26 protein-coding genes are annotated in these 23059 nt (G+C 34.1%); 9 read left to right on the top strand and 17 right to left on the bottom strand.

What is annotated here, in order from left to right; genetic code table 11:
- Nucleotides 1–60 precede the first annotated feature (60 nt).
- The 3 genes from SM124_RS07695 to SM124_RS07685 are packed head-to-tail and all read right to left on the bottom strand — an operon-like array spanning nt 61 to nt 6047.
- Nucleotides 61–2403, bottom strand: coding sequence for a PAS domain S-box protein (locus tag SM124_RS07695; RefSeq protein ID WP_322445920.1), 2343 nt, complete (start codon nt 2401–2403; stop codon nt 61–63).
- 21 nt (nt 2404–2424) lie between these two features.
- Nucleotides 2425–3282, bottom strand: a complete 858-nt coding sequence (locus SM124_RS07690; protein ID WP_322445919.1) for a CheR family methyltransferase — start codon at nt 3280–3282, stop codon at nt 2425–2427.
- Between the two features lie 11 nt (nt 3283–3293).
- Nucleotides 3294–6047 (bottom strand): sensor histidine kinase, encoded by a 2754-nt coding sequence (locus SM124_RS07685; RefSeq protein WP_322445918.1) that lies wholly within the window; start codon nt 6045–6047, stop codon nt 3294–3296.
- 339 nt (nt 6048–6386) lie between these two features.
- Between SM124_RS07685 and pxpB the strand changes: the two genes are divergently transcribed.
- The 3 genes from pxpB to SM124_RS07670 are packed head-to-tail and all read left to right on the top strand — an operon-like array spanning nt 6387 to nt 8804.
- Entirely contained in the window at nt 6387–7094 is a 708-nt protein-coding gene (gene pxpB / locus SM124_RS07680) for a 5-oxoprolinase subunit PxpB (RefSeq protein ID WP_322445917.1), read from the top strand.
- Nucleotides 7079–8056, top strand: coding sequence for a 5-oxoprolinase subunit C family protein (locus SM124_RS07675; protein ID WP_322445916.1), 978 nt, complete (start codon nt 7079–7081; stop codon nt 8054–8056). Before pxpB ends, SM124_RS07675 begins: the two co-directional genes overlap by 16 nt.
- A complete protein-coding gene (locus tag SM124_RS07670) occupies nt 8043–8804 on the top strand; it encodes a LamB/YcsF family protein (protein WP_322445915.1) in 762 nt (253 codons plus the stop codon). Before SM124_RS07675 ends, SM124_RS07670 begins: the two co-directional genes overlap by 14 nt.
- A 96-nt stretch (nt 8805–8900) precedes the next feature.
- Here SM124_RS07670 and SM124_RS07665 read toward each other — a convergent pair whose 3' ends face one another.
- The 3 genes from SM124_RS07665 to SM124_RS07655 form a co-directional block, all read right to left on the bottom strand.
- A complete protein-coding gene (locus SM124_RS07665) occupies nt 8901–9041 on the bottom strand; it encodes a hypothetical protein (RefSeq protein WP_322445914.1) in 141 nt (46 codons plus the stop codon).
- Between the two features lie 90 nt (nt 9042–9131).
- Nucleotides 9132–9704, bottom strand: coding sequence for a hypothetical protein (locus tag SM124_RS07660; RefSeq protein ID WP_322445913.1), 573 nt, complete (start codon nt 9702–9704; stop codon nt 9132–9134).
- Nucleotides 9705–9881: 177 nt separating this feature from the next.
- Nucleotides 9882–10181, bottom strand: a complete 300-nt coding sequence (locus SM124_RS07655) for a hypothetical protein (protein ID WP_322445912.1) — start codon at nt 10179–10181, stop codon at nt 9882–9884.
- Between the two features lie 215 nt (nt 10182–10396).
- Between SM124_RS07655 and SM124_RS07650 the strand changes: the two genes are divergently transcribed.
- The gene (locus SM124_RS07650; protein WP_322445911.1) at nt 10397–11224 is read left to right on the top strand and encodes an STAS domain-containing protein; all 828 of its coding nucleotides are present in this window, start codon (nt 10397–10399) and stop codon (nt 11222–11224) included.
- A gap of 135 nt (nt 11225–11359) precedes the next feature.
- Here SM124_RS07650 and SM124_RS07645 read toward each other — a convergent pair whose 3' ends face one another.
- Together SM124_RS07645 and SM124_RS07640 are read right to left on the bottom strand one after the other, a co-directional pair.
- Complete coding sequence (locus tag SM124_RS07645; RefSeq protein ID WP_322445910.1) at nt 11360–12187, bottom strand: GNAT family N-acetyltransferase; 828 nt, start codon at nt 12185–12187, stop codon at nt 11360–11362.
- A gap of 168 nt (nt 12188–12355) precedes the next feature.
- Nucleotides 12356–12796: a GNAT family N-acetyltransferase gene (locus tag SM124_RS07640; RefSeq protein WP_322445909.1), complete on the bottom strand. Its 441-nt coding sequence runs from the start codon at nt 12794–12796 to the stop codon at nt 12356–12358.
- Between the two features lie 264 nt (nt 12797–13060).
- On the opposite strand from SM124_RS07640, the gene SM124_RS07635 reads away from it, so the two are divergent.
- From SM124_RS07635 to SM124_RS07625, 3 genes are all read left to right on the top strand, one after another.
- Nucleotides 13061–13264, top strand: a complete 204-nt coding sequence (locus SM124_RS07635) for a hypothetical protein (RefSeq protein ID WP_322445908.1) — start codon at nt 13061–13063, stop codon at nt 13262–13264.
- Between the two features lie 192 nt (nt 13265–13456).
- Nucleotides 13457–14023, top strand: a complete 567-nt coding sequence (locus SM124_RS07630) for a sigma-70 family RNA polymerase sigma factor (RefSeq protein ID WP_322445907.1) — start codon at nt 13457–13459, stop codon at nt 14021–14023.
- Nucleotides 14016–15119 (top strand): hypothetical protein, encoded by a 1104-nt coding sequence (locus tag SM124_RS07625; RefSeq protein ID WP_322445906.1) that lies wholly within the window; start codon nt 14016–14018, stop codon nt 15117–15119. Before SM124_RS07630 ends, SM124_RS07625 begins: the two co-directional genes overlap by 8 nt.
- Before the next feature lie 85 nt (nt 15120–15204).
- On the opposite strand, the gene SM124_RS07620 is transcribed toward SM124_RS07625, so the two are convergent.
- From SM124_RS07620 to SM124_RS07605, 4 genes are all read right to left on the bottom strand, one after another.
- Nucleotides 15205–15480, bottom strand: a complete 276-nt coding sequence (locus SM124_RS07620; RefSeq protein WP_322445905.1) for a late competence development ComFB family protein — start codon at nt 15478–15480, stop codon at nt 15205–15207.
- A gap of 112 nt (nt 15481–15592) precedes the next feature.
- Nucleotides 15593–16249, bottom strand: a complete 657-nt coding sequence (locus SM124_RS07615; RefSeq protein ID WP_322445904.1) for a potassium channel family protein — start codon at nt 16247–16249, stop codon at nt 15593–15595.
- A 162-nt stretch (nt 16250–16411) separates the two neighbouring features.
- Nucleotides 16412–16768, bottom strand: a complete 357-nt coding sequence (locus tag SM124_RS07610; protein WP_322445903.1) for a hypothetical protein — start codon at nt 16766–16768, stop codon at nt 16412–16414.
- 35 nt (nt 16769–16803) lie between these two features.
- On the bottom strand, nt 16804–17379 hold the full coding sequence (locus tag SM124_RS07605; RefSeq protein ID WP_322445902.1) for a spore coat protein: 576 nt from the start codon (nt 17377–17379) through the stop codon (nt 16804–16806).
- A gap of 150 nt (nt 17380–17529) precedes the next feature.
- Here SM124_RS07605 and SM124_RS07600 point away from each other — a divergent pair, with 150 nt between their 5' ends.
- Both SM124_RS07600 and SM124_RS07595 read left to right on the top strand, forming a co-directional pair.
- The gene (locus SM124_RS07600; protein ID WP_322445901.1) at nt 17530–18219 is read left to right on the top strand and encodes a DUF421 domain-containing protein; all 690 of its coding nucleotides are present in this window, start codon (nt 17530–17532) and stop codon (nt 18217–18219) included.
- 117 nt (nt 18220–18336) lie between these two features.
- Complete coding sequence (locus SM124_RS07595) at nt 18337–18747, top strand: hypothetical protein (RefSeq protein ID WP_322445900.1); 411 nt, start codon at nt 18337–18339, stop codon at nt 18745–18747.
- A gap of 7 nt (nt 18748–18754) precedes the next feature.
- On the opposite strand, the gene SM124_RS07590 is transcribed toward SM124_RS07595, so the two are convergent.
- The 5 genes from SM124_RS07590 to SM124_RS07570 all read right to left on the bottom strand — a co-directional run bounded on the left by SM124_RS07590 (nt 18755) and on the right by SM124_RS07570 (nt 23002).
- On the bottom strand, nt 18755–19306 hold the full coding sequence (locus SM124_RS07590) for a GNAT family N-acetyltransferase (RefSeq protein ID WP_407691381.1): 552 nt from the start codon (nt 19304–19306) through the stop codon (nt 18755–18757).
- Between the two features lie 153 nt (nt 19307–19459).
- Nucleotides 19460–21160, bottom strand: coding sequence for a sensor histidine kinase (locus SM124_RS07585; protein ID WP_322445898.1), 1701 nt, complete (start codon nt 21158–21160; stop codon nt 19460–19462).
- Nucleotides 21161–21176: 16 nt separating this feature from the next.
- A complete protein-coding gene (locus SM124_RS07580; RefSeq protein ID WP_322445897.1) occupies nt 21177–21641 on the bottom strand; it encodes a GAF domain-containing protein in 465 nt (154 codons plus the stop codon).
- Nucleotides 21631–22284, bottom strand: coding sequence for a response regulator (locus tag SM124_RS07575; protein WP_322445896.1), 654 nt, complete (start codon nt 22282–22284; stop codon nt 21631–21633). The genes SM124_RS07580 and SM124_RS07575 overlap by 11 nt, the downstream gene beginning before the upstream one ends.
- A gap of 70 nt (nt 22285–22354) precedes the next feature.
- Nucleotides 22355–23002, bottom strand: a complete 648-nt coding sequence (locus SM124_RS07570) for a sensor histidine kinase (RefSeq protein WP_322445895.1) — start codon at nt 23000–23002, stop codon at nt 22355–22357.
- Nucleotides 23003–23059: the final 57 nt, after the last annotated feature.

The following is a 23059-nucleotide window of genomic DNA, read 5'->3' as shown; positions in this document are numbered from 1 at the left end:
TTCTTACCTAAAAATAAAGCTATTACTCTAAATTTACCGAGTAATAGCTTTATTTACAGCCTAAACTAATTGTATATGTTTTGTTAGGAGTGGAAGCTCGATTGAAATGGTCGTTCCTTTATTTTCAACACTGTTTATCTTCATCATTCCTTTATGGTTTTCTATTATGCTGTAACAAACCATTAGCCCTAAACCGGTACCCTTTTCCTTCGTTGTATAAAATGGTTTTCCTAATTTAGATAGGAGATGACTAGGGATTCCGCATCCTTGATCAACAACTTGAATGGACACTTGATTATTTTCTAAACTAACATAAAGGGAAATTTCTCCTCCCTTTGGCATGGCCTCAATGGCATTTTTAAGAATATTTATAAATACTTGTTTTAATTTATCTTCTAGCCCGTAAATCATAATGTCTTGAATGGAATCATGCGTTTTCAACTTAATTTCAACACCATGAAGATTTGCTTGTGCATTCATTAGGATAATGACATTATTTAATAGTTTTCCTAGATGAACTTGTTTAAAATCCATCTGGTTAGGTTTTGAAAGAAATAATAACTCTCCTACAATAGTATTAATACGGTCTATTTCTGAGATCATGATTTCTACATAATCACTATCTGAACCAATTTGATAGTCTAACAACTGGGTAAAGCCTTTTAAACTTGTGAGAGGGTTCCTAATTTCGTGTGCTATACCAGCTGCAAGTTCCCCAACAACGGTAAGCTTTTCCGATTGCTGAATAAATTCTCTGCTATGTTTAAGTTCAGTAATATCTCTCATAATAATATGTATAGATGGTTCTCCTTTATAAACAAAAGGAATTAAAGTAACTTCAACAACAAATGTCTCCCCATCAAGTGCGACAATTTTTCTCTCAAAACTTTCAATCTTTTCACCATTTTTATGTATTTTAACTGTATTACTTACTTTTTCATTCCCTTCAATCGGGACAAAATCAAAGATACTTTTACCGATAATATCTTCTTTTGAATTTGCTCTAAGAAGTTCTACCCCTGTTTTGTTTATAAACGTTATTTCATGACTATTCGCTTTTCTAACAAAAATAGCTTCTGGAGATTCTTCTACTAATTGTCGATATCTTTCTTCACTTTCATATACTTGATTCCACAATTTCTTCTCAACCGAAATATCTTTTGCAATACCGTATACACCAATTACTGTTTCTTCCACAATAATAGGGATATTTTTAATATGTATATCGACTATATCACCAGACTTATTAATAATTTGCAGTTCATAGTCTTGGGTTTTACCTTTTTTTGTTTCGGTAAAATGAAAACAAGCCTTTTTATATTCCCTCTTACTAGCTAGCATATCTATTGGGGAATTAATAAGTTCTTCTGATGTCCTGCCCGTTAAAGATAAAAATTGATTATTATATGAAAGATAATTACCTTCTAAATCACATGAAAACACGGCATCTGGATGATACTCAAATAATGACTTATAGCGTTGTTTACTTTCTTCTAACTCAAAAAGTGTTGCTTGTTTTTCTTCTATTTCCTTCTGTAATCTCTCGTTAGTAGCAATTAATTCATTCGTTCGATCTTTTACTAATTGCTCAAGAATTTCATATTGATTTTTTTTGTCCGTTACATCACGAATCGAACAAACATATATGATTTCCTCCTCAAATTGAGCCTCCGCAAGCTGCACATCTACATAGATACTTGTTTGATTTTTTCTAATCCCTTTACTTTCAATGATGATTCGTTTTTGGATTTCTGTTATTGGTATGGAAAATAACTGAGGTAGGAGCAAGTGAATATTATTCCCAATCAGTTCTTCTTTAGAATATCCGAATAAATCATTTACAGATGAATTAGCAGACAGGATTGTACCCTCTGCATTAAGTGTGAAAATACAATCAATTGAAGTTTCACCTATGGCACTTGCAATCGTTTCACTTTTTTTCAATTTATAATATGCTTGCTCTAACTCTTTCGTCCTTTTTGAAATAACCTCTTTTTGCTCTTTAACTTTCTTTTGATTCAAGTAGATAGACACAAAACCCTCTACTTTACACTTTAAGATGATAGGGTCAAATGGTTTAAGAATATAATCAATTGCTCCAACAGAATATCCATGTAAAACATTTTCAAACGTCTGACTTAATGCTGTTATAAAAATGATAGGAATATTCTTTGTCTTTTCTCTCTCTAGAATGATTTTTGCCGTATCAAAGCCATTTAAACCTGGCATTTGGACATCCATGAGGATCACTGCAAATTCCTCTTTGAGTACCCACCTTAAAGCTTCTTCCCCTGATTTCGCGCTAATTAGACGGTATTCGGGAGAAGAGAGAACGGCTTCTAAAGCCAATAAATTTTCTTGACGGTCATCAACCATGAGTATATTTACTGTCTGTTTTTCCATTGTACCCCCACTCCCTAGAATTTAAATTTTCTGGTAGATTTTTTCCTTTTCATTTATTATTTTGTAATTTTTCTCTTGTCCAGTAAAAGATATGCCTTCCCGATTCCCGAGACCTAAATAACCATCCGTTGTAAGACTATTGAAAAACAATTGGTGGACCCTTGATTGTAACTGCTTATCAAAATAGATTAAGACGTTACGACAGATGATAATATGAAACTCATTAAAGGACCCATCTGTTACAAGATTGTGTTGAGCAAAAAATATATTTTTAGAAAGTTCTTTACTAAACACGGCATGTTCATTAGACACCGTGTAGTATTCTGAAAAATCATTTAATCCGCCTGATTGAACATAATTACTTGTATAGCTCTTCATTTTTTTCAAAGGAAACTTTCCTAATTTAGCCTTTTCTAACACTTGATCATTCATATCGGTTGCATAAATGTACGTTTTTTCTAGCAATCCCTCTTCTTTAAGTAAGATTGCCATTGAAAATGGTTCCTCCCCCGTAGAACAGCCCGCATGCCATATACGAATCTTTGACAACTTCTTTAGTGCTGGTAAAACGGTTGTACGCAGTGTCCGGAAGAAAGACGGATCCCTAAACATTTCCGTCACATTAATTGAAAAATCATAGTAAAGCTTCTCCATTAATTTACGATCATGTAATAAACGGTCTAAAAGTGAAGTAACGGTTTCGATTTTTTCAGCTTTCATTCGATACCATATTCTTCTTCTAATAGATGTAAAAGCATAATTTCTAAAGTCTAAACCGTAATGCCGATACACCCCTTCTAGTAATAAATGAATCTCTAACTTTTCTAATTCACTGCATTCTTTTAATTCCAATGATTCATACTTTTTTTCATCATTCATCACGATTACACCTACTTATACAACCACACTTTTAATAGGGACAATAGTTGGTCAATGTTTACCGGCTTACTAATGTAATCTGATGCACCCGCATCAATACATTTTTGTCGATCATTTTTCATTGCTTTTGCTGTAAGAGCGATAATTGGTAAATCCTCAAATTCAATTATCTCTCTAATTTTACGCATTGCTTCATAACCATCCATTTCAGGCATCATGATATCCATTAATACAGCGTCTATATTAGGATTTTCATTTAAACTATCAATTGCCTCAATCCCGTTTTCAGCAAATGTTACGAGCATACCTGCATCTTCTAAGGCTGTAGTTAATGCAAAGACATTTCTCATATCATCATCGACTACTAAAATGCTTTTTCCTTCTAATACCTTTTCATTTTCAACCGTATTATCGGAGAGATGCTCCATTGGTTTTGATTCTTGGAGGTGATCTAGTAAAGAAAGGTTAGACTCTGTTACTTGTAATTCTTCTGTAGCAGCGACTTCTTTCATTACGAGTAGTTGATCATTATACTCAAGATTTTCTGGTATATATAAAGTAAAGGTACTGCCTTTTCCTTCTTTACTTTGTAGCGTAATGCTTCCTCCTATTAAACCAGATAACTCTCGGCTAATAGATAGACCTAAACCTGTTCCACCATATTTTCTACTAGTCGTTCCATCTGCTTGTTGGAAGGCTTCAAAAATAAGGTTATGTTTTTCTGCAGGTATTCCGATTCCAGTATCTTTAACCGATAGTGATATCATAGGACCAAGCTCTTTCCCATAGTTGATCACTCGTTCATGTCTTTTAACAGTTAACTCAATTAATCCGGTATTCGTAAATTTAAAAGCATTAGATAGTAGATTTTTCAATATTTGATACACTTTTTGCTCATCGGAGTAGATGATACCTGGAACTTCGTCATCCACCAGGACCTTAAATTCTATCTGCTTTTGCTCAGCGATCGGTTTAAACTGTTTTTCAGCAAATGTTAGAATATCTCGTATGTCCATCTCACCAACTTGAATCTCTTCTTTGCCTGCCTCAATCTTTGATAAGTCTAAAATATCATTAATCAGTTGGAGCAATTCTTTACCGGCAGAGTGAATGGTACTTGCATATTCTTTTTGCTTTTCCGTCAGATTACTTTCTTTGTTGTCAACTAACATTTTGGCTAAAATTAACAAGCTATTTAAAGGTGTCCTTAACTCGTGCGACATGTTTGCCAAGAATTCCGATTTATATTGTGAACTCAATAATACTTGTCTTGTTTTTTCTTCTAATGCCGTTTTTGCCTTTTCTAAATCCAAGGTTTTTTGTTCTGAATGTTTGTATTGACTTTCAAGTTCTTCATTCATGGTGCGAAGCTCTTCCTGCTGCAGTTGGAGCTCTTCTGACTGGCTTTGAAGTTCTTCATTTAATGCCTGTGATTCTTCGAGAAGTTCTCTGACTAACATTTGTCTTTGAATACGATTAATACTAGTGCCAAGATGAACAGAAGTTTGCTCAAGTAGATTCATTTGTAATTCACTAAATGTATTTATTCCTGCCAACTCAATGACTCCTAATAGTTCGTCATCAAGAATAATTGGTAAAATAATAATATTCCTAGGTTTCGAATCTCCTAATGAGGATGAAATTTTAATATAATCACTTGGCACATCTTCAAGAATTTTTATTTGATGATCAACCGCACATTGTCCTACCAAACCTTCACCAAGCTGTAGCTCAATTGGGACGGAGTTAGGATCGCTTTGATCGGGTCCTGCATATGTGATTAGTTTTGATAAAAATGGCTTGTCTATACTTTTCGTCATTAAGTACAAGGATCCATATGTCGCTCCCACTCTCGGAACGATAATTCTCATATATGAATCTCCAAGTGTCTCTAACTCCATTAATCCTTGGGAAGCCATGGAAAGCTCGGCAATACTCGTTTTTAACCAGTTTTCCTCCTCTATTCTCCCCATATATTCTCTTTCGTATTTTTCATGGACTTCTAACTGAGTAGCCATTTCGTTATATGCTTCGGCAATCTCAGCAATTTCATCCTTATTATGTATAGGAATTCTTGGAAGTATTTCTTGCGTATAATCAATACTCTTCATGACATCTTTTACTGTTTTCAATCTAGTAGTTATAATTCTAGTAACCCAAATAGCAAGTAAGATACCAAGAACTATTCCAATTATGGTAAAAGCTATCCCCATATTTACAGCCATAGTATAAGTTGCTCTAGACTCATAAATCGTATCTTCCATTACCTTTTCTTGAATTTTTATTAGCCTTTCAGTTGTGTTAATAATGTTCTCTCTACGATTTTCTGATTCTTGAAGATAAGCTCTTATATTTTTTGTTTCACCACTTATTAATAACGTGATAATCTGATCTACGGTTGGTTCATAAGATTTAAACTGATGATCTAAAATAGTCCATTGTTCTTTTGCTTCTTTAATCTTGAGTATTTTCCCCAGTGTCTCAATTCCTTCACTCAATGAAGTCTTAGATTCCTTAAGCTTCTGTATATGTTCAATATCATTATTCCTATTTGACTCATTTACAAATGCATTTAGTTCTCTATCAATACTTCTTATTTCTACGCGAAGTTGATTAATTAATTTTATTTTTTTATAGCGATCTTCGACCAATGAATTGATCTGTTGATTCTGATTACTCAATAAATAAACAAACATAAACAACAAGGCACCCATAACAATGATAATCATGCTAAAACCTAAATAGAGTCTTGTTGCAAACCTCATCCCATCATCCCCTTGTTCTGTGTCCCTTTAATTATTATATCTTTTTAATCAAATGACCTTATAAATCTCTATTTCTAGTAAAACATACATTTCATCTATATATAAAGGGTTAATTGGTATTTTTTTGATGGAAGAATAAACTTTTTCTATTAATTCCAGAAATATTAATAGGAAAATTTCATTTCATAAAAAAGACATAACAGGTGTTTATACCCATTTATTCCTTACGTTAAACCACCTTCTTATAAATTTTTTCGAATGCTAGCCATTTCGTTACAATGTTATTATCTGATAAAATGAAATTATTAAACTAATAAGAACTATACAGAGGTGATTATAGTGGATTATGAGATATACCCTCTTGGCGATCAATCATTAATCATCCAGTTTGGTGATGGGATATCTGAAGAAACAAATGCTCTGGTTCATGCAGCTGCAGAAAAAATACGTCAAGCCTCTTTACCAGGGCTAATTGAGATTGTTCCAGCCTTCCATACCTTGACCGTTCATTATCAACCATTTATAGTAGGTTCTACTTTCCCATATAGAAAGATATTATCTGAATTACATACGATTCTCTCAAATGATGGCCAAACAAATAGGTTAAAAGGTAGATGCATAAAAATTCCTGTCTGTTATGATGAAGAATTTGCACCTGATTTGTCATTTGTAGCCCAACTAAATAATTTACGAACAGAAGAAGTTATTCAAATTCACACCTCAAATTCTTATCATGTATATTTCCTTGGATTTTCACCAGGATTCCCCTTCCTAGGAGGAATGGACAATCGGATTGCTACCCCGAGAAGAGATACACCAAGGGAAAAAATTGCGTCTGGTTCAATAGGGATAGCCGGGGCACAAACGGGGATTTATCCGATTGAGACACCCGGCGGCTGGCGAATTATCGGTAGAACCCCCCTTACCCTCTTTAATCCAAAGAAAACTCATCCCACCTTATTAAAGCCGGGAGATACGATTTTATTTTTCCCGATAACAAAGGATGAGTTTTATAGCTGGGAGGATCGAACATGGGAATTACAGTAATTAAACCTGGGCTATTCACAACCATTCAAGACTATGGCCGATTTGGATACCAGCAGCTGGGTATCGTTCCTTCAGGTGCGATGGATTCTTATGCTTTAAGAATTGCGAACATGATAGTAGATAATCAAGATATGGAATCGACCATTGAAATAACGATGATGGGCCCCACCCTCCGCTTTGATAAAAGTGCTACTATTAGCATTTTTGGTGCTAACATGTCTCCAGAAATAAATGGAATCCCTGTACAAACGGGAAAACCCTTACTTATTCAAAGAGGGGAAATTGTTAGTTTTAGGAAGCTTGTATCTGGTGCTCGCTGTTATTTAGCTGTCCATGGGGGTATACAAGTTCCAAAGATTTTAGACAGTAAGAGTACATATGTAAAGGGAAGAATCGGAGGATTAAACGGACTACCTTTAAAAGCTCAAGATATTATACCTATCCAAGAGAGTAGAATGAATAAGAGAGCTAAATGGTTTTTAGCTCCAGAATGGTTTCAGTATTGTGTAAGTAAGTCCCCCATTCGAATCATAGAAGGTAAGCAGTTTAATATGTTTAATAAAAATGCAAAGAGGGATTTTTTACAAACCATTTATAAAATACAATCGAACTCAGATAGAATGGGATACCGACTACAAGGTGAACCTCTTTCCTTATCCGCACCAAAGGAGCTTATAACGGAAGGTGTAACAATGGGTTCTATTCAGGTCCCTCCTGATGGACAGCCAATTATCCTAATGGCTGATAGACAAACAACCGGTGGCTACCCGAAAATAGCCCAAGTAGCCTCTGTAGACCTTCCCATTTTAGCTCAAAAAAAACCGGGTGACGAGATTCACTTTGAAATGATTTCATTAGAGGCAGCTCAAAGCTTACTTATAGAACGAGAAAAACAACTACGTGTACTTAAAAAGATGATAAAAGAGCAGAATAGAGGTGAAGTTCAATATGTTCAAAATTGATTTAAATTGTGATTTAGGAGAAAGCTATGGTCCCTATAAAATAGGGAATGACCAAGAAATGATGAAATACATATCGTCTGCAAATATAGCATGCGGCTTTCACGGTGGAGATCCCTCCATTATGAGAGAAACGGTTCTCCTTGCATTAGAAAATGATGTTTCTATCGGCGCACACCCTGGACTCCCTGATTTAAATGGATTCGGACGCAGAGAAATGAATCTATCTTTAACGGAAGCTTATAGCATGGTAGTCTACCAGATAGGTGCCTTGCAAGCATTTGTCCAATCGGAAGGTGGAAAATTAACACATGTTAAGCCACACGGTGCCCTCTATAACATGTGTGCATCTAATGCATTATTAGCTGAGAAAGTGTGTGAAGCAATATATAGAGTGAATCCTGAATTAGTTTTATTTGGGCTTAGTAATAGTGAATTGATAACTGCAGGAGAAAAGATTGGATTAAAAACGGCAAGTGAAGTTTTTGCAGATAGAACTTATCAAAGGGACGGCTCTTTGACACCGAGATCGAAAAGTAACGCATTAATTGAAAATGTTCATGAAGCTTTAACTCAAGTACTAAAAATGGTAAAAGAACAGAAAGTAACAACAATCGATGGGATGGATGTTCCCATTAAAGCGGAAACAATCTGTTTACATGGGGATGGTCTACATGCTTTAGACTTTGCGAAACATATTAGTGCAACATTGTTAAAGGAAGGAATTGAAATCTCACCCCTATCCATTTGATAGGTAACAGTAGAAAAAGGACGAACGGTTAGTCCTTTTTCTACTATTTAACCCCTCACCTATTTTATTTTAATAGTAAAAGACTAAAGTTTTCATCTAATCTTTTGAGTTTAACTCCATTTCATCCCTCATACGTTCTTCTTCTTCATCTACACTGATTCGAGCAATTTGTTCCACAAGTTGATGATGGACTAAATCCATATCTTCTTGACATTCATAGACGTTTTCTTTTTTCATGAAAATCACTCCCTAATAGTGAAATTATTATTATAATTCCCTATTTTTACTGGATTATCAGACTGGGAGTGTCCGTAATTAAGGTGGAATTTATAATATTTTAATTCCTGTTAACTTTTTCAATGCCAAGCAAAATTGAGGCCATTCTTTTGGAAATGATTGTAAACCTTCCCTTTCATATATTTTTTCTTCTGTACAAAGTTTAATGGACCAGAAAATTCCATCAAGAACTAAGTATTCTAGTTGATAATCCTCTTCCCAATCTTGGATAGTTATTCGAGAAATCTCCTTCTTAAATTGAGAGACTGATCCAATCGTCTTTGGATTCCTTGTGGGAATGGGTTTACCTTCATCATTCCATTCAAAAACGTAAAATGTCTCTTTTATGAAATTAACTGTAATCTTATAGCATGGTCCTTGAAATGCTTCAAGTACAACTGTCAAGGCTATTAATTTAGGACTAGGTTTAATTGAGACTAGGTCATCTACCACTAGAAACAGGTCATTTTTTTGAGTTAGCACCGACCTTATCTGGGACACTTGTAATTTAAATTCATTTTCTACTTTTTTGTAATTCAAACTGTTTACTTCATCACATAAAGAGGATAACGTAACAGGACCTTTTTCTTCAATAATATTTATAATGAAGTCAAATATATTCATTTTTATTTTCCTCCAAACTGAAAAGAGCTTGTACATATACTTGATTATAGATTTTCATTTGCTCTTTGACTGTAACATTTAGCACTTTTCAAGTTATAGTAGGATAGTTTTACAAGGAGGGATTGAAGCTTAAAATCCAGGTAGAGGCAAAAAAAGAACCAGTCATATACTGGCTCCTTAACTATATGAATTTGCGCAATCTTGATGTTGCCCATAGATCATAGACAACATGATTTTTGATGCGTCTTCAGAAACAGCAGAATAGTCCTTTGCAAAGTGTTTCAAACTATCACAATATCCGACATTATCCTCTCCTACACCTTCTGACCAACTGACAAAGTTTCTAAAGTCTTCTAATGGATCATAGGATTCAAATGTAGCCACAATGTCAGAAGAAATACCTAACATAGACACTTCTATTCCTTTATATGTTTGTGGCTGATGCTCATCATATTTGACACATGCATAGAAAATCATTTGATTAAAACCACTCCTGTTATTGTAATGTACAATGTTTTAAAGCTTCCATTTAATTATTTTTCACTTAAAAAAGGCAAATTATGATTTTAATTTGGAATAGTTCATTACCTGTAACGTAGTATTACAGTTTAATCGTGCTAAAAAAGTCCATTTCCCATATAATTAAGGTTATACATAGTGATAAAAAATGGATTTCCCTGGAGGATATATATATGCATAAAAACCCAAAGCTTTATGAATATCTTTTGGACCATTGTTCCATCATTACAGAAAAGTGGATATCAACTTTAGGGTACTCCTCTCAGTCCGTCTATTCCCGACTAGCACCTTCTTCTGTAATTGAAATGTTAAAGGAACAGAATGAGCATCTTATTAAGATGTTAAGTAAAGTTTTTATTGAGGAAGAAAACGTATTCAAGAAGGATTTCCGAATTTGGGCTAAAAACGTGGCTGAAGAAAGGGTAAAAACGAACACACAGCTAATTGAAATTATTCAGCAATTTAAAAATTTTAGGCTGATTTTTTTTCAATTTATTCATCAATTTATTAATGAACATTCTAAATCGGTTAGTACTCAAGAAGTTTTACTTTGGACTGATTTAGTTAATCACGCCTTTTTAGAAATTATAGAGAGCTTTACTATCACCTATACTGAGATTACTGAAAAACAACTCCATGCACAGCAAGAAGTGATTAATGAGTTAAGTTCTCCTGTTATTCCAATTGCAAAGGGAAAAGGTGTTCTTCCACTAGTGGGATTAATTGATTCGGAACGAGCAAAATTCATTTTACAATCAACGTTGGAACAGTGCGGCGATAAAAAAATTACCGAAATATATATTGATTTATCAGGGGTACCTGTTATTGACACAATGGTTGCACATGATTTGTTTCAGTTAATTACAGCTTTAAAGTTTATTGGTGTTAAATCGACTCTATCAGGAATGAGGCCAGAGTTAGCCCAAACGGCAGTCCAATTAGGAATTGATTTTACAGAAATCTCCATTAAAAGTAATCTGCAAAAAGCTCTATCTTTATAAATAAAACTATTAAACTTCAAGACGCAAAGGATAAATAAATATCCTTGCGTTTATTTTTTATAATGATTAAAAAAACAAGTATGCTAATTTACATTAATAAAAAAAACACTACCACAAAGGTAGTGCCAAATAATATTATTTGAATAATGCAAAAGGTAAGTGATAAACAGTGTAGTTCTCTTGCTTAATAAAACCAAACTTTTCTGCTATTCGAATGGAATCTAGTCGAAAGCTTTCCGTTGTCCAGTGAGGAATAAGTCCATTTCTTAAACAGTCTTTTATGAAATCAAAAGCCATAATAGAAGCAAGACCTTTCCCTCGATGCTCCGTGCTGTATGTGTTTATCCCGATTTCGACATCTACACCACTGACGTAAACACCAATACAAGTACCGACCACCTGATCATTATAGAGAACTGAATACCCTAATCCTTTTTCAAAAAAAGAAGATGTTGTTGGCCAAAATTTTAAAATCTCTTCTGCGACGATATTGGAAGAGTCCTCCTCCAATAATTTTGGGCTGATTTTTATACACTTATATGGAGACGGAATACTAGTTTGGCTAGATTGATTAAACGTAAGTTCATCAAAATCAAATGGTACTCTCTCTCCCATTAAAAGTTTATTATTTTTAAAGATAGAATGTATTTTTGGCTCCCAAAGATTTCTCGGGTACAATTCTAGATTAAAACCGTCGTCACCGGTGGATAGTGCCTCTTCCTTTATCTTCTCAACAACAAATTTTTCTAAAGTATGATTAAATTCATCATTAAGATGATTGCCGCAAAGGAAAAACATTTCATTAGTTGCCCAAATAAAAGCCGTGGTTGGGTTTTCATATTGGTCTACAAATACTTTACCTCGGTTATTTTGCCCAACAACCCCACCAATAACTGGATTGTTAATCCCTTTAATAATAGGAAGTACTCTTTTATACTCATCTTGCTTTAGTTCAACTATCATTACAATCTCTCCGATCTGTAGTATATTCATATATTCTTAAAGAAGAATAACTACAGAAATGCGAAATGCTTTGTCGTTACAAAACACCCCCTTTAAATAAAGACTCTCTTCTAAAACTTTAATGCTTCTCACATATATAAACTGCTTAACAATTATTACGAAAACAGATTAAATAAATGGATAGGACGCTATGAGTTCACCCCATGGTGCTAACCCTTTTGGAGTAAAGCCTACGCTCTCATATAATTTATGTGCACTGAGATTTTCTTGATGATACCCAACCATAACGAGCTTGCAGTCTGGTTTCTTTTTGAGGTAGTCAATTACGTTCTCTAAAGCTGCTTTTCCATAACCTTTTCCTTGGTGCTTTTCATCAATCATCATTCTATAAATCCAATAATTTGAATCATCTGGGTCTAGTCCAAACATGGTAAAACCAATCATTTCGTTATTATTATAAATTGCCATCGCTTCAAAATTATTTAGAAACTGTACTTCCGCAATAGAGTAGAGGTTAGAGGCTACAAAGTGCTCCTGTTTCTTCCCCACTCTTAGTTCTATACACTCATCCCAATTATCTTTTGTAACTTTTTTTAATTGAATAGACACAATGACTTCCTCCTAAAATATCTTTAAACCTTTAGCGGAAGTACCTAGTCTATTAGTCTTCCGTTCTTAATTAAAAACCACCATAGAGATCATTTTCATACTACATCACTCCTTTAATCTTCTTTTTTTATATTACAAAGGAAATCTTTTCTTGTACAGTATAATTTTTGAAAGAGAATAATACCAACTATTAACGTCGTATTTTCGAAACCATACATATTTATTGGTTTCTTTTAACAACCTATTTCTAGGGAGGTGCTAATTTTGGAACCAAGAAAACCTGGAAATGAAAAAATGCCCGACTTTGATATCCTAAATGACCGAATGATTGCCAAACCAACTTCGCAACCATTTCTAGTTATTAAAACTAATTTAGATCCAAAGGACAGTACAGTAGATAATCCTTATTATCATGGCAAAGAAACTAATGACCAAGAGGAATTTAGAGATTATTTTGAAGAAAAATAAAAGACTTATTAGTGCAAAAAAGACACTGGCGTGTCTTTTTTTATTTTACATAACATTAACTTAAAAATAATATTAAATAAATTGAGACTTTTTATTAGAGACCATCGTCTAAACAGCAGAATTAAAAATGCTAAAATAAATGTTTAATGCAGGGTCCCGGGAACCGTGCTACCACCTTGGAGGTTTACTGACGTGAACAGTAGAAGCAATCTTGAAACCATAATTGCCACGACTGACGATCGATCCATTGTAATTGAATGTATTATGGACGAATACGGTACAGTCATAAAGAGGCTTATCTTTTCCTATGTAAAAGACTGGGATATAGCAAGTGACCTTACTCAAGAAGTGTTTATTACTTGCTATGAAAAATTAGAAACCTTTCAACAGAAATCTTCTTTTAAAACTTGGATTTATCGTATCGCAATCAATAAAAGTAAAGATTATTTAAAAAGCTGGAGTTACCGAAACATGGTGTTAAATGAAAAAATACTATTCTTTAAGAAAGACAATAATAAAGGGCCAGATGCCTCCATAATAGATAAAGAATTTAGTACCGAATTATCTAAAATCATCTGGGACTTGCCCGTAAAATACCGTGAAGTTATACTATTGTATTTTTATCAAGAACACACTCTTCATGAGATTAGTGAAATGTTAACGCTGCCCCTTTCCACTGTCAAAAGCCGTCTATATCGAGGGCAAGATAGGATAAAGAAAATGTATTTATTTAGTGATAGAGGTGAACAACATGGATAACGTAAAGAAAGAAATTCAAGGAGCTATTAACCATGAAATGAAAGATAGTAAGTCTACTTTTTCCGAATTTGAGAAACAAAAAGTGAGAAACCGAATTAATACACGTGAAAAATCAATAAAAAACACCAGATATCTTCTTCCTAAAGCTTTAACAGGTGTGGCAGTAGCGAGCTTTATTTTCATAGTTGGTGGATTCGTTGGTAGTCAAACAGGATTATTTGATGCACCTTTAGGCGAACATTCTAATACTCAAGCGGATGAATTATTTCCTAATCTTATGGTGGGTGACCAAATAAACGGTTGGACCTTAGTTGAAAAGAATCGGTTTAAAGAATCGAAACTTCTTACAGCAAGCTTTAGAGGAAGTTCAGCAGTAACGGGAACGATTAAGTATACGAAAAATCAATCTTCAGCTTACGCAACGTTTATTCCGGATCAAGATTCATTAGCTAACTTGCCGATTGATGATTATAGTCTCGCACCGATTATTGCCTTTAATTCCAAGGATCAACAACTTGTAGAAAAAACATTTGGCCTAGCAGCTTCAGCAGATATCGAAGGGGTAACGCTCATTCTGAATCAATATATTGTGAAGCATAAAGAAAATGAAGTGATACAAGATGAAGCAGCCATCGAAAGGATCTTGTTACCTAAGGAAGACGAACCTATCCAAAAACCTTTTTCGATTCAAAAAGATTCGGAAAATAGAATGGTTTTACAAGGTCATCTAAATTCCATCTATAATGAATTTAAATCTACAAAAACAGATGATTTATTAGCAGAGTTATCACCATCCGACGTTTTCCAGTTATGGATGTATGCGGAAGAAATCAAAGATTATCGTACGCAGTATGCACTATTTATAGATGATAAACAGTATGTAAAGACCTTTGAAACGGTTGAGGAGTATATAGATGCGAAGAAAGAACCGAATTCTTCCTCATTACTTCAATCAGTAAAAGAGGGCCAACTAAATGAGGTTATTGTAAACGACGGAACATCTTATATCTCAATAGAAGAAGAACTTGGTCTTGGCTTTGGGCTTTCAAAAGATGAAAAGGGAATTTGGAAAGTGAATTGGTCCCCGATTCAATAACTAGTATTGTCATTTGACGATCATAAAATAAATATGGAGACTCAGTCAATCCTATGAGTCTCCATTTTTTTCCGTTTATGCATAACTAATCATGTTTTGGATATTTTCCTACTACATGAATAGCCGTAATGATCCTCTTATTAATCCATTTACGATTTTCAGGCGTATTTAACTTTTCATATACCATTTTTCGACCTTCCTCACTTGTAATGTAATGGCTTGGAAGGTTATTTAAACTTAAAGCGATAATATCGTTTTTACACTTCTCACATTTACAGAAAGTTTGATAGTCTGGACCATTTATAGACATAGTTACTAACGCAATTACAATCTCTTCCATCACATTCTTGTAGCCAATCATATTTCCACTCCAACTTTATAATCGAAATTCATACTTAATTTTCAATATTTCTGCATTAGTTAATCAATGTCCTTTAATTTTTGATTCAAATATGTAAGTTAGTCAATTATACCTATACTCCTTGTACCTCAAAGCGGTGCAAATCACGGTTTTCTCCGATTACGATTAAGATATCATTTTTATAAATACGTTCATCTGCTACAGGCGAAATGATGATATCTTCTCCCCTTTGGATCCCAATAATATTACATCCAAACTTAGCACGTACATCTAAGTCTTGTAAGGTTCTTTGATGTAATTTTTCAGAGCAGACAATTTCAACAATGCTATGATCCTTAGATAGCTCGATATAATCAATTATTTTCTCAGAAATGACATGATGGGCAATTCTCTTGGCCATATCACGCTCGGGATGGATGACTCGGTCCGCACCGATCTTTTCTAAAACCCTTTGGTGGTAGATATTTGATGCTTTCACCCATACTTGATTTACCCCTAGTTCTTTTAAAAAAAGGGTCGTTAGTATGCTTGTTTCAATATCATGACCAAAAGAAACAATGACATGGTCCATGTTTTTTATTCCAAGCTCTTTAAGTGTATTTTCATTTATGGCATTTGCTTGAACGGCATGAGTAGCAAATTTACTGTATCTTTCAACCTTTTCTTCGTCTCGGTCAACTGCTAATACATCAACACCTAGATAGTGAAATTCCTCTACCAAACTTCCGCCGAATCTTCCTAGTCCAATCACTGCAAATTGTTTTTTCAAACTACCATCCCTCCTACATTCAGAAGTCCAAGGCTTGCTAAACTTACTATAATCATCCCCATTTATAGCTAATTGATGCATTAAACACCTATTCTATTGGTGTTTTAAACATTGAAAAAAAGCTAGAGAAATCTCTAGCTTCAAGAAGGTTATATTCAAACATTAATGACCTTGTTGACGGAATGTCATGTGTTGTTGTGTGTTATACGAAGGAATGTGTTGGCCGCTAACCGGTTGGTAGCTAGAGATTCCCATTTGAGTAGACATTTGTTGTTCCATTTGGTTACAAAGGTTAATCACTTCTTGACAACGTTGGATCGCAATATGATGATTTTGTAAGCTTTGTTGAAGATATTGAGCCGCTTGGCGCTCACGTTGAACTAATTGCTCAAGCATTTGAGCGTTTTGTTGTTCCTGTTGTAACATTTGTCTGTATTGTTGGTTCCCTTGTTCTGTTTGATTAATTAATTGTTGAGCAAGTTGTCTACATTCATTAATGACATTATGTGTATTATTCATAGTCATTCCTCCATTTAAATCTTTTAGGATTATGTTTATTGAAAACCATTTCTTAACTGATCTTCATTTGGTGCTTCTATATATTTTGCTAAAAGGTCATTTTGATTCACTAAAGTAGGGACTTGATAAAAACCTCGTCTATTCATATATTCAAATAATTCATAGGCTTGATCAGAACAGTTTTTAGCACTTTGAATAATCGTATCTCTTAAGTTTTTGTTCGAGATTTCAAGAGAAGCTGTCATTTTTACGACTGCACTTGATTTATGGATACTCAACATCCCTTGTGCAAGATCTTGGTCAGTCATATTCTGTATAGAAGGTTTAGGATAAACCTGCATTGGATTATCTAATCCGTATCTAGGCACAAACTCTGAAAAGACTTTATATGTGCTCTTCCCTTCTGTCATTGTTTCAGGTTTTTGTGTTAGCTGTATAAGCTGGTTGTACTCATTGATCATAAAATTCAATTGATGATGTAATATTTCTAATAAAGACTCATCCGTTACAAGTGTTTCATAAATATGAAATTGATTAATGCTATTAATCGCACAAGTTAAAACTTCATGGAGTTCTAGTACTTCATGTGCACCAAGTTGTTCAGTGTTCATTTCTTACCCCCGGGTAGTCATTTGGAATTCCAACGTTATCATCATCTAATTTACATTTACTTATACGAAGAATTTTTACCAAATTTTATATAATGAAAAATGGATTATTTTTATATATAAAAATGAAAAATAATTAGTGAGGTGTTAACTATGGAATATTGGCAAATTATTTTTAGAGCGATTATAGCTTTTTTCGTGTTATTAATTTGGTGTAGGTTATTAGGTAAAAAGTTAATAGCCCAAGTAACGTTTTTTGATTATGTAGCCGGAATTACGATTGGTTCCGTTGCTGCAAATATGATGTTAAATGTAAATATATCCCTTTGGGTAGGCGTAGCTGGTTTATCTATGTTTTGTTTACTCGCACTCGTTTTAGATTGGCTTGGTGTAAAATCTTACAAAGTTCGTAAAGTAGGAGATGGTGAGCCACTTCTTATTATTAAGCAGGGAAAAATATTAGAGGAAGCGATGAAAAAAGGCCGTTTGAATATGGATAATCTTCTTTTCATGCTCCGAAAGAAGAACATTTTTTACTTAGATGAAGTAGAACTTGCATACTTTGAAACAGATGGAACGATTAGTGCATTAAAAAAATCCGACATACAACCTGTCACACGTCAGGACATGAATTTATCAGCTCTTTCACGAGGAGTACCGCAAGCAGTCGTAATTGATGGGCATTTAATTAAAAAAGGACTGCAGGAATTAGGTAAAGACGAGAGATGGCTAAAGAAACAACTAGAGCATGTTGGAGTAGATGACTGGACAGAGGTTAAATTAGCTCAGGTTGATCAAACGAACCAAATGTATGTAGACAGAAAAAATGATCTACTGCACTAAAATTAAAATAGAGCCAGGGATTAGTATCCTCAATATATACTAATCCCTGTCTCTAAGGAGTTAAAAATGTTATTAAAATCTGGTGTTTCGGGTTTTTATTATAGAGATGAACCTCCGATGACAAATAGAAAAGAATTTAAAGAAACCTGCATTCATCTCTGTAGATTAACTGCTGGTACTTTATTAGAATTTAACCAACCTGAAATCAATGTGAATTTTTACGAAGCTATATTAGAATATGAAAAGGAAATCATTCACATTTTATTAAACGCTCATTACCCCTATTTAGCTTTTGCAAAATCCGTGAACGCTTTTAACATTGATTTTATTGACATACCAAGGTTCTTACCATATCAAGAAGGTTATCGTGTGTTAACATTTACTGAGTTATATGAACCGATACAATATAAAAATCACAAAAATCATCTGATATTAAATGAGAATGAATTAAACATCGCTGAACTAAATCAGATTAAGAGATGGAAGCCAGCAATAGTAGGTGAAATCATTTTTAACTTTTGGGATTAGATAGTGCCTAAGTGTATATCTCTTCCCATTCCTCTCTTAAAATACCCATTCGGATAGAATCATAATACTCCCCATTGTATTGTCGACACTTACGCATACGCCCTTCTAATTGAAGACCAAGTTTTTCAGCCACTTTCATCATGCGATCATTTCCTGACCAAGTGGTAATACCAACTCTTGGTACATCCTTTGTCTTAAAAATGGTATCAACCCAAAGCTTTAACGCTTCTGTTCCATATCCTCCGTTCCAATACTTTGGATTATAAATAACAATTCCTGCTTCAAGCCAATTGGAAGGTTGATGTTCCCAATAAAAGCTTACGGTACCAATAATTTCGCCATCCACATCAATAGCCATCCACCTTACTTCTTCTCCATTGATTTCTTTTATTTCTCTTTTATAAAAGGTTTCATAATCGATATGATTTAGTGGGAAGTATGGGGCATCCCATTTTTTCCATTCTGGATTTACCACTCCATAAATCAACTGCCATAATATTTTTAAATCATCTTCTTTTATTTTTCTTAACTTAACTTTATTACCGATAATGAATTCCATATTCATAAGCCCCCAAATCGTTCTTTATTTTCTATTAATAGACTTGGAAGATTCAAATCTAGAAAAATAAGTTACCCGTAAACTATTTATACCATTTATTGGCTAAAGATAAAAATAAAAAAGCCAGTTCCATTCAAGATAATTGGAACTAACTTATAAAGGGACCTCAAGTAAAATTTTCGTACCTTTTCCTATTTCTGATTGAATCAATAAGTCTCCACCCACTGATTTAGCTCTCTCATCCATGCTAAATAATCCGACACCACGGTTAGTATTAGACACATCAAAGCCTTTTCCCATGTCTTCTATTACCACTCTTAACGTATCTTCTGCTTCTCTTAAAGTGACCGACACCTTTTCCGTTTCGGCATACTTTCGAATGTTTGTTAGTGCCTCTTGAATAATACGATAAATGGTAATTTCCTTATTAGCCGTGAGACGAACATTTAAATAACAGTCAAATTGGACATCAATTTTATAATGATCAGAGTATCGTATTAAATAGGAACGTATTGCTGGAACGAGACCTAAGTCATCTAATACGGAAGGTCTTAATTCTTGCGAGATTTTCCTAACTTCTTCAATTAATTCTGTTGCTTCAACTTGTAGCTGATCAATTAGTGGGTGTTCAACTTGTGATTGAAGAATATTGATTGAGATTAAATGACTATACAAATTTTGTCCAATACCATCATGCAAGTTCCTCGATAGTCTTTTTCTCTCTTCCTCTTGTACATCGATAATTTTTGTCATCATTTGTTGTAATTGAACTTCGACCTTTTTTCTTTCGGTAATTTCGTAGCGTATCGCTAAATATTGATACGGCTTTCCCTCCTCATCGAGAAATGGAACGATAGTTGTGTCTACCCAGTAATAGGAACCATCTTTAGCCTTATTTTTAATTTCACCCTTCCAAACCTTACCGGAAGAGATCGTTTTCCATAAATCTTTAAAGAATTCTTTAGAATGATGCCCAGAATTAATAATTCGGTGATCTTTCCCTAATAATTCTTCTTTTGAGTATTTAGAGATGTTTGAAAATTGTTCATTAACAAACTTAATCATCCCTTTTTGATCTGTAATCGCCACAATGGAAGACGTATCAAGGGCAAATTTTAAATCAACAAGCTCTTGCATGGATTTCTTTAATTCTTCAACTACTCGTTTATAATCCGTTATTTCTTTTCTAATGGCTAAAAATTTATATGGTTTTCCATGTTCGTCTAAAAAAGGAACAATGGTTGTATCAACCCAGTAATATGTACCATCTTTCGCTTTGTTTTTAATTTCTCCGCTCCAGACTTTACCTGATGAAATAGTTTTCCATAAATGACTCATAAACTCTTTAGAATGATAACCTGAATTAATAATTCGATGGTCTTTTCCAAGTAGTTCTTCTCTACCGTACTTTGACACCTCACAAAATTTATCATTTACATATTGGATGACACCATGTTTGTCTGTAAATGCGACAATGGTGGATTCATCAAGAGCAAATTTTAAATCTACTAACTCACTAAAGGGGTTATTTTCTTTTAAATCAAAAAAACTTATAAAAAAATAGGGGTGTTCACCTAAACTAAAATAATTCGTTCGGAATAATAGCGGAAACTGTTTACCTGACGAATGTTTGGCAAATAACTGAGTAATGGCACCCTCTTCAACTTTGTCCAGAACAATGTCTGGTAATAGATGATTGATTTGGTAATCCTTAATATTTTTTTCAGTAAGTCCAAATATTTGACAAGCATGTTGGTTCATGTAGGAAATCTTTCCTGACTGATCAACTACAATAGTTGCTTCATTTGAATTCTTAGGAAAATGAATTCCTTTTCCCTTTGTAATTCTTTGCATATAGTCACCTTCTATATCAAATAAGATGATTTAACATGTCATCTAATTTGTTAGCGTACTTTTGTACAATCAATTGTTCTTCAACTGTAATGATATTCTTTGTTCTTCTTCCAACCAATAACACCCCTTTAGGGATTCCTTTAACATGGATGGGTACTGCATAGGAAAAAAGGAGTTTTTCTGCAAGCATAATCGGGTACTCCAATACTTTCCCTACAATATTGTTTGGAAAGTCATTTACACTCATCGGTCTTCCTGTTAGAATGACTCCCCCTGCAATTCCTTTCCCGTAACGAACTGTAATCCTCTTGTATTTGTCAGTGAGATTACCTGCAGCAAAGCGCCAGTTAATATCCGGTCCTCTTTTATTCTGTATAGCTAAACCAACAAAGTCACATTGAATCTCTTTTAACAATTCTTGACAAGCTTCATCAATCATTTCAGTTGCTTTTCCTACTAGCAATTCGTCTTTATACTCCATAACCTAGTAATCCTTTTTTAAGTGCATAAGTAACTAACTCAGGTCTTGTTTTCATCTGAAGTTTCTCCATTAAATTACCTTTATGAGTTTCAACGGTTTTTACACTAATAACGAGCTGTTCCGCTATTTCTTTATTAGAATATCCCTTTGCAATCAAAGTTAACACTTCTCGTTCTCGATCAGATAATAAATTGAATGAATCCGTATCACCCTGTTTCACTCCAACAATATATTCTTCCATTAATCTTTTTGTAGCAGAAGGATGGAGATAGGCATTCCCATTTGCCACTGTATGGATGGCTCCTATCAGTTCATCATGTGGAGCACTTTTTAAAATACAACCTGAAGCCCCCGCCTGGATGGCTCTAAACAGATATTCTTCATCGTCATGCATAGTTAAAATTAAGATAACTACTTCAGGCATGAGTTTCTTTAGTTCAGATGTAGCTGAAAGCCCATCCTTTCCGTGTGGCATGCTTAAATCCATCACGACAACATTGGGCTTTAATTCGAGTGCTTTCTGAATGCCTTCATTTCCTTCTGAAGCTTCTCCTATCACTTCCATTTCAGGGTGGTTATTTAATAGCATCTTCAAACCCATCCTGACAACAGAATGATCATCACATAATAATATTTTTATCAACTTTTTGATCCTCCTCGTCAAACATGACACCATTTAAATCATTGAAAGATTCACTTTTGATATTCCACTATTATAACGGTAGAAATACTCTAATAGTAGTACCTTCACCCATGATGGAAGAAATAGTACATTTTCCCCCTATTAGTAACATTCGCTCCTTCATGGCTGCTAAACCTGCTGATTTATCTTCAACAAGATTGACATCGAATCCGTTACCGTAATCAGTAATCTCAATAGATAGATGATCAGACTCCCATTTCAGCAGCATTTGCACTTTTGAAGTGTCTGCATATTTAGCAATATTCCCTAGCGCCTCTTGGCATACACGAAAAAGGGTAATGTTCTCTTGATCTTTTAAATTGTGTTCTTCCCCTTCGTTGATAAGGTCAACCATAATTCCATAAGTGGACGTATATAAATTTAGATAGCTTTTCAATGCAGGTGATAGTCCTAGAGTAGTTAATGTTGGTGGATGAAGCTCCACGGATAATAATCTAATCTCTTGGATTGTATGAGCGAGCATTTGATTCATTTCTTGTATATAGTTCTTCATATCTTCTTGTTCCATTCCAGACTCAATCACTTGAAGACCTGTAAATAGACTATATAAAGTTTGTCCTACTCCTTCATGAAGCTCTAGAGCAATCCGTTTAATTTCTTCCTCTTGAGATTGTATAATATAGGAACTGATTCGATTTTTAGCTTGAATAGTCTCCATTTAACCTTCCTCCCCCTTTTAGCACCTAAAACCTATAAGCAATATCACTAACTTGAA

This window comes from Robertmurraya mangrovi (assembly GCF_034427655.1).
In the GTDB taxonomy this organism is placed as follows: domain Bacteria; phylum Bacillota; class Bacilli; order Bacillales; family Cytobacillaceae; genus Robertmurraya_A; species Robertmurraya_A mangrovi.
The sequence above is the reverse complement of the archived record's forward strand: the minus strand, read 5'-3'. Positions and strand labels throughout refer to the sequence as shown.